The sequence below is a fragment of the Microbacterium sp. BK668 genome, from assembly GCF_004362195.1.
GTDB lineage: Bacteria > Actinomycetota > Actinomycetes > Actinomycetales > Microbacteriaceae > Microbacterium.
On the sequence record NZ_SNWG01000001.1, the window covers coordinates 847,088 to 859,877 of the forward strand.

General features: G+C 70.8%; 9 protein-coding genes. 5 read left to right on the forward strand and 4 right to left on the reverse strand.

The annotated features are described in order from the left end of the window. Positions 1 to 73: 73 nt before the first annotated feature. Complete coding sequence (locus tag EV279_RS03760) at positions 74 to 868, forward strand: IclR family transcriptional regulator C-terminal domain-containing protein (protein ID WP_133541574.1); 795 nt, start codon at positions 74 to 76, stop codon at positions 866 to 868. Positions 869 to 884: 16 nt separating this feature from the next. Here EV279_RS03760 and EV279_RS03765 read toward each other — a convergent pair whose 3' ends face one another. Both EV279_RS03765 and EV279_RS03770 read right to left on the reverse strand, forming a co-directional pair. Then, on the reverse strand, positions 885 to 2,300 hold the full coding sequence (locus EV279_RS03765; protein ID WP_133541575.1) for an HNH endonuclease signature motif containing protein: 1,416 nt from the start codon (positions 2,298 to 2,300) through the stop codon (positions 885 to 887). 243 nt (positions 2,301 to 2,543) lie between these two features. Then, positions 2,544 to 3,494: a LysR family transcriptional regulator gene (locus EV279_RS03770; protein ID WP_133541576.1), complete on the reverse strand. Its 951-nt coding sequence runs from the start codon at positions 3,492 to 3,494 to the stop codon at positions 2,544 to 2,546. Between the two features lie 218 nt (positions 3,495 to 3,712). Between EV279_RS03770 and EV279_RS03775 the strand changes: the two genes are divergently transcribed. The 4 genes from EV279_RS03775 to EV279_RS03790 are packed head-to-tail and all read left to right on the forward strand — an operon-like array spanning position 3,713 to position 8,919. Continuing rightward, the gene (locus EV279_RS03775; protein ID WP_133541577.1) at positions 3,713 to 5,014 is read left to right on the forward strand and encodes a DUF6379 domain-containing protein; all 1,302 of its coding nucleotides are present in this window, start codon (positions 3,713 to 3,715) and stop codon (positions 5,012 to 5,014) included. Positions 5,015 to 5,035: 21 nt separating this feature from the next. Further along, complete coding sequence (locus EV279_RS03780) at positions 5,036 to 6,517, forward strand: DUF6379 domain-containing protein (protein WP_133541578.1); 1,482 nt, start codon at positions 5,036 to 5,038, stop codon at positions 6,515 to 6,517. Further along, positions 6,510 to 7,418: an alpha/beta hydrolase gene (locus EV279_RS03785; RefSeq protein ID WP_133541579.1), complete on the forward strand. Its 909-nt coding sequence runs from the start codon at positions 6,510 to 6,512 to the stop codon at positions 7,416 to 7,418. The genes EV279_RS03780 and EV279_RS03785 overlap by 8 nt, the downstream gene beginning before the upstream one ends. 34 nt (positions 7,419 to 7,452) lie before the next feature. Further along, complete coding sequence (locus EV279_RS03790) at positions 7,453 to 8,919, forward strand: family 43 glycosylhydrolase (RefSeq protein WP_243728423.1); 1,467 nt, start codon at positions 7,453 to 7,455, stop codon at positions 8,917 to 8,919. Positions 8,920 to 9,040: 121 nt separating this feature from the next. Here the strand turns inward: EV279_RS03790 and EV279_RS03795 are convergent, their stop codons facing one another. Together EV279_RS03795 and EV279_RS03800 are read right to left on the reverse strand one after the other, a co-directional pair. Further along, positions 9,041 to 11,188: a glycoside hydrolase family 3 N-terminal domain-containing protein gene (locus EV279_RS03795; RefSeq protein WP_133541581.1), complete on the reverse strand. Its 2,148-nt coding sequence runs from the start codon at positions 11,186 to 11,188 to the stop codon at positions 9,041 to 9,043. Positions 11,189 to 11,345: 157 nt separating this feature from the next. Then, positions 11,346 to 12,650 (reverse strand): ABC transporter substrate-binding protein, encoded by a 1,305-nt coding sequence (locus EV279_RS03800; protein ID WP_133541582.1) that lies wholly within the window; start codon positions 12,648 to 12,650, stop codon positions 11,346 to 11,348. Between the last annotated feature and the right edge of the window lie 140 nt (positions 12,651 to 12,790).

Sequence of the window (12,790 nt, forward strand, 5' to 3'; positions counted from 1 at the left end):
CGTTCCGGCCGTGCTCGACGCGTATCGTCTCGTCGTTCAGCTCCCCGCTCAACCAGAGGGAGGGCGACGGCCGATGAGCGAGGGAGCCGAGGCCGCGGCATCCGGCGACTTCGTCCAGTCCCTCGCGCGGGGTCTGGCGGTGATCCGCGCATTCGACGGTGATCACGCCGAGCTGGGCCTCAGCGAGGTCGCGCGACGCAGCGACATCCCACGCGCCGCCGCCCGCCGGTTCCTGCGCACGCTCGAGACGCTCGGCTACGTGCGAGGCCGCGGCGACGGCTCCGCGCGCACCTTCGCTCTCACCCCTCGCGTGCTGGAGCTCGGATTCAGCTACCTCTCCTCGCTGTCGCTGCCCGAGATCGTGCAGCCGCACCTCGAGCGCCTCTCGCGCGAGGTGGGAGAGAGCGTGTCGGCTGCGGTGCTCGACGGCACCGACATCGTCTACATCGCGCGCGTCCCCGCGCGGCGGATCATGAGCGTGCGGATCACGATCGGCACGCGCTTCCCCGCGTACGCGACGAGCATGGGCCGCGTGCTGCTGGCCGGTCTCGAAGAGGATGCCGCCGCCGCGGTGGTCGAGGCATCCGATCTGCAGAGACTCACGGAGCGCACGCTCACCGATCGGACTGCGCTGCGGGGCGAGATCGCCCGCGTGCGCAGCGACGGGTGGGCGCTCGTCGACGGTGAGCTCGAGCCGGGTCTTCGCTCGGTCGCGGCGCCTGTCCATAGCCGGTCCGGGGAGGTGGCAGCGGCGATCAACGTCTCGACGAGCGCGACGCGCGACTCCCTCGAGCACCTGATGCAGGACTACGTGCCGCCGCTGCTGCGTGCGGCCGACGCGATCGACGCCGAACTGCGTCTCGTGTAGGGCGGGGGTCATCGGCCTACTGCCTGCGGACGACATCCAGGAGGCGGACCTTCGACGAGGTGACGCGCCGCCATCGACCGCTCGGATCGAACCACTGCGGAGCCCTGACCTCGGGCACGCCGTCGGTCATGCGGATCGACCATCCGGAAGTGTCGAGGTGGCGGTGGTGGTACCAGCAGAGGAGCACTCCATTGTCTGTGTGAGTCGGTCCCCCGAGCGCATGGTCCGTGACGTGATGGATCTCGCACCAGCCGGCTGGCACCCCGCATCCCGGAATGACACAGGCTCCATCGCGCAGCGCGATCGCGCGGCGCTGGTGGCGGTTGAACACGCGTTCCTCGGTGCCGAGCCGATGGATGCGGCCGCCGTCGCCGAGGGCGACCCGCTGGATCACTCCCGCGCACCCGACGCGACGGACGGCGGCGGGGGCAATCGGCACGTCGGACCCCGCTGCATGACCCTCGCCGACAGCGGAGTGCAGATCCTGCGCACGAACCGAGACCACGAGCGTCGGCGCCGCGCCGCCGACCGTCGGCAGTTCCCCACTGGCCGCTGCGACCCCGAGCGCGGTGGCGAGCGCGTCGTGCTGCTTCTGAGCGCGGGTGCGATCGTCGGGCGGGAGTTGCGCTTCGTCGCCCGATAGCGCGCCGTCGGGATCGATGAAGCGAACACCCGAAACCTTCGGTGACAGCAGCGAGTCGAAGATGCGCCGGAGTTGCGCGGCGACATCGGGGAGCAGCATCCCGCGGACCGGGACGCCGCGATCTGTCGCGGTGCCGAGCACGAGCGCGCGGTGACGCGCCGCCCGTCGGTCACGGGGCTCGGCGCCGTCCTGGTCGAGGAACACCGCCCACGTCTGCGCGTGGACCCGAAGGAGATCCGCTGACGCGGGCGGCGCCCAGTCCGGCGCCTCGCCGCGCGCTTGAGCCGCGAGCACAGCGTCGGCGGCGAGGACGTCTTCTCGGCGCGCCCGCTCTTCCATCGCGAGCAGCGGCGCACTTGCGGCGAGTACACCGTCGACGCCGACGACGCCGTCGAGCAGCGCCCCCCGGAGGGCGGGCAATGCCGGCTCGAGCACCTCCCCCGTGGTGACGGACTCTTCGCCGACGACGCCTCGAGCCGCTCTGCGGAACCGCGTGGCCGACGCGCGGGACAGCCGCGTCACTCGCTCGACCAGTTCGACGACGTCGTGACAGCCGAGGCGTGAGCTGAGCCGCTCGTCTCGGACGGCGCTCTGCGAGCGCGCATCCACCTCGCCGACCCCCTCCATCACGACGGCGTCGAGTCGGCGCTGAATGTATGCCGCCACGCGCAGCACCTCGAGCAGTTCGCCGTCGGTCAGCCCGCGGATCTCCCCATCCCGGAGACCCGGTGCGAGGCTCTCGTCGACGCGCGAGGCGAGTGCCTCGAGCGCGTTCACGATCCGTGTCATACCTCCAGTCTGCCGAGGGGCTCCGACATTCCGCCGGCCTGATTCACCCCAGATCAGAAGGAGAAAGCAGACTGTGGAGAACTGCGGGTGGGGAGGAGAGGATGCGGGGCGGCGGCGCGCCTCGTCGGACTGGTGTCGTCCCCTCCTCTCGCTTCGCTCGCTCGGGGACCGGAAAGCTGGGGGGCTGTGCCAGCGCGCCCAGAGTCGGGCTGCGAGCGCGCCCCAGAAGGACCGGCCGACCCCCTATACGCTCTGCACGAGCCGGGCCGGTTGCGCCCCGACCTCGGCCCCGGCGCGCTCGAAGATCCCGCGCATCCAGGTGTGCTCCGGATCGCGCCCGTGAACGGGATGCCACCACAGCGCGTTGACCACGGGCGTGGCGTCGAACGGGGGGTCGAGCACGCGGATGCCCGGCACGCTCGAGGCGTAGTCCGCGAGGCCCGCCTGGATGAGCCCGAGCCGGTCGGTCCCGGCGATGAAGTGGGGGAGGGCGAGGAAGCTCTCGACGACCGCCTCGACGCGGGGCTCGATGCCGAGGAGCTGCAGCTGCCGCGTCGCGGACGTGAAGGCCGTGCGGGTCTGGTACGTGAACACCCACGAGAGGCGTCCCATGACCTCCATCGACAGCTCGTCGCCGACCTCGGCGTTGGATTCGGAGACGACGACGACCCATCCGTCTCGCCAGAGGTCCATGTAGGGCAGCTCCGCGAGATGCCCGTGCGGGATGACCATCCCGTCGGCCGACCGAAGACGGTTGACGGCGTCGTCGACGATCGAGGGGTTGTGCAGCATGAAGCGGAACCGCACGCCCGGCGCCTCCTGCGCGGCGAGGCGCGAGACGGCCTTGCCGATCGTGGCGAAGCCGTAGTCCGAGCCGTAGATCGAGAACTCGCGGGTGGAGTCGTGCGGCGTCCAGATGGCCTGGCTCTCGAACACCCGGCGCGCGGCGTCGAGGGCGGTCGTGGTGTGCTCGGTCAGGCGCAGCGCGAGCGGCGTGAGCTCGTAGGTGTTGCCGCGGCGGGCCAGGATCGGGTCGTTGAAGTGCGTGCGCAGTCGCGCGAGGGACGCGCTCAGCGCGGGCTGGCTCAGGTGCAGCCGCTCGGCGGCCCGGGTCACGCTTCGCTCGGTGAGAAGCGCGTCGAGGGCGACGAGCAGGTTGAGGTCGAGCCGAGAGAGCAGCGGTTGATCGGTCACGGCGGTGTGTGATCCTTCGGGTGCGGAGGCGTGGGCCGAGTGTATCAACGCAATCTATGCCGACCGAAGGGGCCATTGCCCCGAGCGATGCGGGAACGGATGCCGAGGCATCCGCTTCTCTAATGCCCACATCGCACCTACTTATGCGCAAAAGCGGCTAAACCGAATAGTCTCGAGGAAGACGGCCGCGACGGCGCGCTGCGAGAAAGGGAGCACCGATGCTTCTCGAGAGAGACCTCATCCAGTCCACCGGTTTCCGCAATGTGCGGGAGGGCGACGAGGTGACCGGCTTCCAGCTGCGCCTGCGGATGCCGTCCTACCGCGGGATGGCGGCGTCGCTCATCGACGGCGTCTCGGTGCGTGTCGGAGATCTCGTGGATGTCGGACCCGACGTGCCCCTGTGGACCTTCGGCGGTCGCACGTTCACGCTCCAGGACCTGTGGGACTCCGAGGGAGTGCGCTGGCCGCTCGAAGAATCCGCGATCGTCACGGTCCCTTTCCCCGGCGGGCTGCCGGAGGGGACGCACGAGGTGTCGATCGGTCTGCGCCTGCGGATGTCGTACATCCCCGAGGAGCACCAGCCGTCGCGCTACGACGTCTCGCGCCACATCACCCTCACCTCCGCCGAGGACGGCGGCCCGTTCAAGTACGGCGTCAGCCTCTACAGCTACATGACCGACTACGGGACGGTGCTCGACCTCGAGACGGCGCTCGCCCATGTCGCCGACGTCGGCGCGACCGGGGTCGAGATCCTCGGCGAGGGTCACATCGAGCGGTACCCCGAGCCCACGACGGAGTGGATCGACCGCTGGTTCGCCCTGCTCGAGAAGTACTCCCTCGAGCCGACGAACTACGGGTCGTGGATCGACACGCGCCTGCACTCCAGCGGCATTCGCGCGCGCGACCTGACCGCCGAGGAGGGGGCGGGGATGCTGCAGCGCGACCTGCGGCTGGCGAAGCGCCTCGGATTCCGCTTCGTGCGCCCGAAGATCGGCGTCGTGTCGAGCGACCTCGTGCCGCACCCGATCTGGACCGAGTCGGTCGAGCGGTCGCTCGACCTCGCCGCCGAGCTCGACGTCGTGATCTGCCCGGAGATCCACTCGCCGACGCCGATCAAGCACGAGGTCGTGGACGGCTACGTCGAGCTCATCCGGCGCACCGGCACCGAGCACTTCGGCATCCTGCTCGACACCGGCATCTTCCAGGACCGCCCGATCCCGCTGCGCCCCGGGGAGCTGCCGGGCCGTCGGCCGTCATTCCTCGACGGCATCGCGGTCGACCCCGCCGACATCGCCGACATCGCGGAGCACGTCGTCTTCATCCAGGCGAAGTTCCACGACATCGACGAGAACCTCGAAGACCAGCAGATCCCGTGGGAGCCGGTGCTGCGCGCCCTCAAGGACGTCGGCTATACGGGCTACCTCTCCAGCGAGTACGAGGGGGAGCGCGCCCCGTGGCGCTCGATCGAGCAGGTCCGCCGACAGCACTCGCTCCTGCGCTCCGTCGCCTCGCGCCTCTGAACCGACGTCAGGAAAGAAGACATGCCCAACGGACTTCTCGCCGAAGACAGCCTCCGCCCGCACCCCGACGGACTGGCGCTGAGGCTCACGATCCCCTGGTACCGCAGCCTGTGGCTCTCGTCGGTGTCGACGATCCGCCTCACGGTGGACGGCGCCGAGATCCCCGCCGACGACCTCGCCTTCGAGCTCGACGGGACGCGGTACGCCATCGCGGAGCTCCCCGGCCAGAGCGATCAGCTGTGGTTCCTGCAGCAGCATCCGCTCCTCGTCGTCCGCCGGGACGCGCCCGTCGCGATCGGCGAGGAGCACGCGGTCGAGATCTTCGGCGAGCTGCGGCTGCCGTACATGCAGATCGCCCCGGGCCGGGACGGCGGTCCGGGCATGTACGTGCCGAACGTCGTGCGCCAGAGCCTCACCCTCACGGTCACCGACCGCGACGCCGCGGCCCTCGCGACGGTCTCGGACGTCCCGCCGCCGCCGCCGGCCTCCGACGCCGATCCCGTCAAGCTCGGGCTCACGCTCTACTCCGCGAGCGCGGAGTTCCGGGCGGGCTGGTACGACTTCGACGGGCTGCTCGACCGCGTCGCCGACCTGGGCATCGGACCCGGGATCGAGATCGTCGCATCGCAGGTCGTGCCGACCTACCCGGTCATCACCGACGCATTCGTCGCGCGATGGCGCGCGGCGTTCGACCGCCACGGCTTCGACGAGAGCTCGTTCGGCGCAAATCTCGACATGGGCCGCCGCCGTGACCGCGACATGACGCCGGACGAGGAGTTCGAGTTCAGCGAGCTGCTCTTCCAGGGCGCCAGGAAGCTCGGCTTCCCGCTGGTGCGCATCCAGTCGGCCAAGCCCGAGCTCCTGCGTCGGCTTCTTCCCGTCGCCGAGGCCCTCGACCTCACCCTCGCGTACGAGATCCACGCGCCGATGGGGCCGAACTCGCCCGAGATCATGAAGGTGCGCGACGTCTACGCCGACCTCGACTCGCCGCTGCTCGGCTTCGTCGCCGACTTCTCGTCGACGATGCACGCGATGTCGCCGACGCTCCTCCGGGCCGTCCGGCGCGCCGGTCTCGACGACGAGGCGGTCGCCCGACTGCAGCAGATCTGGGCGACGGATGCCTCGATGCGCGACCGCCAGCAGGAGTTCATCGCCTACCTGGACAGCCGCGACTTCGACCCGGGCCGTCTCGGCTCGTTCGCGCATCTCGCTTTCAACATGCACGGCCACGTCGACCCGCGCGAGTGGGCGGACATCATGCCGCAGATCAAGCACGTGCACGCGAAGTTCTACGACATCGACGAGAACGGGCAGGAGCCCGCGATCGACTATCCCGAGCTCGTACGGGTCTTCGTCGAGGGCGGCTACCGAGGCTATTGGTCGAGCGAGTGGGAGGGTCACGCGTTCGCCGAGCTCGGCGAGGTCGACCCGCTCCTCCTCGTCCGCCGGCAGCACGACCTCATCCGCCGCTCGATGCACGCGGTGGAGGCGGCGGGTGTCTGACACCGACGTCGACTTCCGGACGCTGCCCCTCGCCGACGTGCTGCGTCTCTTCCGCGAGCGGGGCGAACCGGCGGACCCTCGCCCCGACATCGACACGGCGTCGCTCCGGCGACGCTTCCCCCGGCTCGCGGAGGTCGCGACGCGCGACATCACCGTGGACGGCGGCCGCCGTGCGGTGCAGGCCCGGCTGTATCGGGATGCCTCGGCAGAGGCATCCGATCGCGCTCTCGTGTGGGTGCACGGCGGCGCCTTCATCGGCGGGCATCTGGACATGCCGGAGTCGAACTGGGTCGCGCTCGAGCTGGCGGCACGAGGCATCCCCGTCCTCGCCGTCGACTACGTCAAGTGCCTCGGCGACACGCACTTCCCCGAGCCGTCGGACGACGTGCTGGCCGCCTGGCGGTACGCCGTCGGGCACGCCGAGGAGCTGTTCGGCGTGCCCGCCTCCGCCGTGGTGCTCGGCGGAGCGAGCGCCGGGGGCAACCTCACGGCCGGCGCGACGGCACGCCTGCGCGACGACGGCGAGCCCGTGCCGTCGGGACTCGTGCTGGTCTACCCGGTGGTCCACCCGAACGGGCCCGAGGCGTCGGCTCGGGTCGATCCCGACTCCCCGCACGGCGCGCTGTCGGTGAACTTCGTCGGCACGACGGAGGCCCTCGCCGATCCGCACGCCTTCGCCGGGCTCGGGCCGGCGGAGGGCTTCCCGCCGACGTTCGTCCTCGTGTGCGAGTTCGACGCACTCCGCCCTTCCGGCGAGGCGTTCGCGCGTCAGCTGGAGGAAGAGGGTGTGCCGGTGACGCTCCGGCTCGAGGAGGGCGCCGGCCACGGTCATGTCAACGAGCCGTCCGACCCGACCGCGCTGCCGACCGTCGAGGCGATCGCCGCGTGGATCGCGCGCTGATGCTGCGCGAGGATCGCGGAAGGAAGGATCGGCGGTGACTGGACTGACCTTCGTCAACCCCGTCCTGGGCGGCGACCGCCCCGATCCCGCCGTCATCAAGGTCGGCGACGAGTACTGGATGACGTACTCGTCGTTCGTGTCGGCACCGGGCCTGCTGCTCTACCGCTCGCCCGACCTCGTGAACTGGACGTACGTGGGATCCGCGCTCGCCGAGCCGCTCGGCAGCACGTTCGCCGTCGACATCGCCGAGCACGGTGGACGCTTCTTCATCTACATCCCGTTCATCCCCGCGCCGTGGTCGGCGCTCGAGGCTCCGTCGATCTTCGTGATCCACGCCGACTCCATGGAAGGGCCGTGGTCCGAGCCGATCGATCTGGGCATCCGAGGGGCGATCGACCCCGGTCACGTCGTGGGCGAGGACGGGAAGCGGTACCTGTTCGTCAACGGCATCCGGCGCATCGGCCTGACCGACGACGGTCTCGCGACCGTCGGACAGCTCGAGAAGGTGTACGACGGCTGGCGGTACCCCGATGACTGGGTCACCGAGGCGTACGCACTCGAGGGCCCCAAGCTGTTCTGGCACGAGCAGTGGCTCTACCTCGTGAGCGCCGTCGGCGGCACAGCGGGTCCGCCGACCGGGCACATGGTCATCGTCGCGCGCTCGCGCTCGGTGCACGGACCATGGGAGAACGCGCCGAACAACCCCGTCGCCAGAACGACCGATCCCGCGCAGGCCTGGTGGTCGCGCGGACACGCGACGATCGTCCCCGGGCCGAGCGGCGAGGGATGGTGGATGCTGTCGCACGGCTACGAGAACGGCTACCGAACGCTCGGCCGCCAGATCCTGCTCGAACCGGTGACCTGGACCGACGACGGCTGGCCCGTGGGCGCGACCGACATCGGCGGCGCGCTGCCCGCTCCCGCCGGTGCGTCGCCGCAGCGCGCCGCGGAAGGATTCCACGACGACTTCTCGAGCGTGCTGCTCGGGCAGCGCTGGGCGTTCCACGCGCCCTCGCCCGGTGAGGCGGAGCGGCTTCGGCTCGACGACGGACTCATCGTCTCGGCGCGCGGTGCGTCGCCTGCCGACACGTCGCCCCTCGCGGTGATCGTCGACGCGCACGCGTACGAGGTCGACGTCGACGTCGAACTGCTCGGCGAGGCCGCGGAAGGCGGCATCCTCCTGTACTTCAACGACCGCCTCTTCTGCGGGATGGGGATCGACGGGGAGCGGATGCTGAGCTACGCCGGCGGTCACAGCACCCACTGGCGCGAGCCGGCGCCCGCGGTGCGTCGGCTGCAGCTGCGACTGCGCAACGACGAGCACATCGTGTCGGGGTGGTATCGCGAGCCCGGCGGCCAGTGGTCGCGGCACGCGATCCGCTACGAGACCTCGGGGTATCACGCCAACACGATGGGCGACCTGCAGAGCCTGCGCCCCGCGCTCTACGCCGCGGGGAGGGGCGACGTGCGCTTCCGGGACTTCCGCTACCGCCCGCTCTGACGTCCGGGGCGTTTCGTCTCGCTTCGCTCGCTCGACGACCGGGGGCGGGTGTGCTGCCGGTCGTTGAGCGAGGGAGCGCAGCGACCGAGACGAAACGCCCGGAACCCGCGGACACGGTCGGTCAGCGCACCCGCAGCTCGACCGCCTGCGTGGAGGCGAGCGTCGGGCCGATGTGGAGGCGGAAGAGCCCGGGCTCCACCACGAACTCCGGAGCCGGCGTGGCCGTCGACCAGAACCCGAGAGCGCGAGGGCCGATCTCGAACGAGAACGTCGCCGTCTCACCCGGTTCGAGCGTGCGGCGCTCGAACGCGACGAGGCGACGGACGGGCGGAGCGACGCTCGCCACGACGTCCTCCACGTAGACCTGCACGACCTCGTCCCCCGCGCGGTCGGACGAGTTCGTCACCTCGACCTCGACTCGCGTGCCGCCGTCGGCGGGGATCCGGGTGTCGGCGACGCGCGGAGTCCCATGCTCGAACCTCGCATAACCGCCTCCGTGGCCGAACGCGAACTGCGGGCCGAGGTCGAGATCGAGGTACTTCGAGGTGTACTTCTCCTGCACGTTGTCGGGTCCGTGCAACCCGACGTCGATGGACTCGGCGGTGAGGACGCCTCCCGTCGTCGCGGGCCGGCCCGTGTTCTCGTGCGCGTAGCGCATCGGGATCTGCCCCACCGAGCGCGGCCACGACATCGGGAGCCGTCCCGCGGGGTCGGCTTCGCCGAGCAGCACATCGACGATCGCCGCCGGCGCCTCGGTGCCGCCGTGCCACGCGACCAGGACGGTGGGGGCGACGTCGATCCAGTCCGCCACCACGAGCGGGCGCCCGGTCTCGAGCACCACGACGTACGGGATGCCGGTGCCGGCGATCGCGCGGATGAGTTCCGCCTGGCGACCGGGCAGCCGCAGGTCGCTCCGCGATGCGGCTTCGCCCGAGAGGGCGCTCGGCTCGCCCGCGCAGACGACGACGACATCCGCGCGTGCGGCGGCTTCGACCACGTCGGCGATGCCGCTTCCGTCATCGCTCAGGAAGCCGACGCCGGGGAGCACCTCGACCTGGATCGCCGGCCGGCTGAGCAGCGCATCGGCGATCGTTCCCGCACCCGCGCCGAAGTACTGCGTCCAGGCGCCGAGGTGGTCGGTCGAGTCGGCGTAGGGACCGGTCAGCAGCACGCGCCGAGGTGCGCGGAGGGGCAGTGTGCCGTCGTTCTTCAGCAGGACGCTCGAGCGCGCCGCCGCGCGGCGGACGAGCCGTCGCGAGCCCTCGTCGGGAGCGGTGATCTCGGCACCCTCATCGACATAGGGGTCGTCGAAGAGGCCGAGCGCCTCCTTGAGCCGGAGCACTCGCTCGACCGCGTCGTCGAGGCGCGCGACGTCGATCGCGTCGCGCTCCTCGACGCCGAGCTCGGAGGCGGCGCCGCCCATCTCGACGTCCACGCCCGCGGAGTAGGCGAGCGCGACCGCATCCGCGAGTGTCTCGGCGACGCGGTGGGGGAGGAGATTCCGCACGCCGTCGGCGTCGCCGACGACGACCCCGTCGAACCCCCACTCATGTTTCAGCACGCCGGTGAGCAGCCGCCGGTTCGCATGCATGGGCACGCCCGCGACGGTGTTGAACGACGCCATCACCGACGCGACCCCCTCCTCGATCACGGCCCGGAACGGCTCGAGGTGGACGTTGCGCAGGCGGTGGTCGGAGGCATCCACCGCGTCGTAGTCGCGCCCGCCCTCGGGCTGTCCGTAGGCGACGAAGTGCTTGGCGGTCGCCGCGATCGCACGGCGCGACGACAGTCCGGCCCCCTGGTAGCCGCGGACCATCGCGCGTCCCATCGTCGCGGTGAGGTGGACGTCCTCGCCGAAGCCTTCGACGACTCGACCCCACCGGGGGTCGAACGAGATGTCCACCATCGGCGAGAACGTCCAGTTCACACCGCCCGACCGCGCCTCCGCCGCCGCAAGGGAGGCGAGCTCCTCGACGAGCGGCGGATCGAAGGCGGCGGCCTGCGCGAGCGGCACGGGGGCGATCGTGCGCTGGCCGTGGATGACGTCGAGCCCCACGAGGAGCGGGATGCCCAGGCGCGTCTGTTCCACCGCGACGCGCTGCAGCGCGTTCGTCGCGGCCGCCGACGGCGGCCAGAACACCGATCCGACGCCCTGGAGGACCAGCTGCGCCGCGTCCTCCAGGGCCGGACGGAACACGATCTGCAGCTGGCCGAGCTTCTCAGCGAGGGTCATGTCGCCGATCAGGCGCTCGATTCGTCCGGTTGTCATCGCTCATCCTTCGTGGTCGCGGGAAGCGCCGTCGCGGGAAGCGCCGTCGCGGGAGGCGCCGTCGCGGGAAGCGCGTTCGCGCGGAGTGTGTCGGGCAAGGGAATGCCGCCCGGAGCCGAAGCTCCGGGCGGCACGTCCCCCAGTCGGAGTCAGTGGATCACTCGCCCCAGGCCGCGTCCATCTCCTCGAGCACCTGGTCGACGGTCTTCTGGCCGGTCAGCAGACCCTGGACGCCGGTGCCGAGCGTGTCGTACACCGCCGGGTTCGGCCAGGTGGCGTTCGGGAGGCCGGTGAACGAGCCCCCTTCGATGAGGCCGGCGATCGGCTCGTAGACCGGGTTGACGTTGTCGGCGGTCGCACCCGAGATCGGCACGAAGCCCGACAGGTCGGCGAACTCCTGCAGCTGCTCGGGCTCGGCGAGCCAGTCGAGGAAGCTCTGCGCCGACGCCTTCACGTCGTCCTCCGACGAGGCGTTGACGGCCCACGCGTAGTTCGCGGAGGCGAGCACCCAGGGCTCCTGGCCGTCGGCGGGCGGGAAGGACTGGACGGTGAGGTCCAGACCCGTGCCCGCGCCGATCGAGATCGCGGCCGATCCGGGCACCGCCGCGGTCAGCGACGTCTGGCCGCCGATGCCCTGCGTGATGGTGTCGAAGGTGCCGCCGGCGACGCCGTCCTGGAAGCAGCCGTTCTCGTTGAGGTCGATGACCGTCTGGAGCGTCTCCTGCCAGCCCTCGCTGTCGGCGAAGGTGACGTCGCCCGCGGCGCGCTGCTCGTTCCAGTCGGGGTCGGCCTCGTAGACGCGGGTGGCTGAGACGAGCATCGAGAAGAGGCCCGTGTTGAAGGGCACCCCGCCGGCGAGCACCGTGAAGGTCTTGCCGCCGTCGCGCGCCGTCGCGCAGTCGTCCAGCATCTCCTCGAACGTCTCGGGGTAGGCGTCGATGCCGACCTCCTCGCCGCCGGCGGCGTTGTAGATGAGACCCACCGGCGCGAGGGCCGTGGGCTGGCCGTAGATGTCGCCGTCGACCTCGTAGAGGGCCTCGGTGCCCTCGGGGATGACGGCCGCGGAAGCCTCGCCGAGGGGCTCGAGGAATCCCGCCTCGGCGAGCGTGACGACCGAGATGGCCTGTCCGGTTCCGGGTGCGAGCACCATCATGTCTGCCGCGTTGCCGGCCTGCAGCTGGGTGGTGACCTGCGTGTTGTACGCATCCGAGGGGTAGGGGATCACTTCGATCTCGACCCCCGTCTGCTCGGTGTACGCCGCCGCCATCTTGGCGTAGTAGTCGTCCTGGTCGTTGGCCTGCGCGACCATCAGGCTGAAGCCGGGCTCGGAGCCGTCTCCGCTGCCGCCGGTGCTGCCGCCGTCGCCGCCGCCTGCCGAGCAGCCGGCGAGGATGAGGACTCCGACCGCCGGCGCCGCGAGAAGCGACCACCGGAGAGGCCGGGAGGCTGTGTGCTGTGACATGTCGACCCTTTCGTGACTTCGTTGTCGCCAGCTCGGGATGCTGGCCCGGCCGCTGGCCGCAACTTCAGCCTGGCACACATTGGCATGATTCCGACATTAGTATCGTTTATGCAGTGCAATAGTCCCGCTGATCCGCGGCC

Coding starts and splice junctions, on each gene's coding strand:
- EV279_RS03760 (WP_133541574.1), top strand. CDS start 74: ATGAGCGAGGGAGCCGAGGCCGCGGCATCCGGCGACTTCGTCCAGTCC.
- EV279_RS03765 (WP_133541575.1), bottom strand. CDS start 2,300: ATGACACGGATCGTGAACGCGCTCGAGGCACTCGCCTCGCGCGTCGAC.
- EV279_RS03775 (WP_133541577.1), top strand. CDS start 3,713: ATGCTTCTCGAGAGAGACCTCATCCAGTCCACCGGTTTCCGCAATGTG.
- EV279_RS03780 (WP_133541578.1), top strand. CDS start 5,036: ATGCCCAACGGACTTCTCGCCGAAGACAGCCTCCGCCCGCACCCCGAC.
- EV279_RS03795 (WP_133541581.1), bottom strand. CDS start 11,188: ATGACAACCGGACGAATCGAGCGCCTGATCGGCGACATGACCCTCGCT.
- EV279_RS03800 (WP_133541582.1), bottom strand. CDS start 12,650: ATGTCACAGCACACAGCCTCCCGGCCTCTCCGGTGGTCGCTTCTCGCG.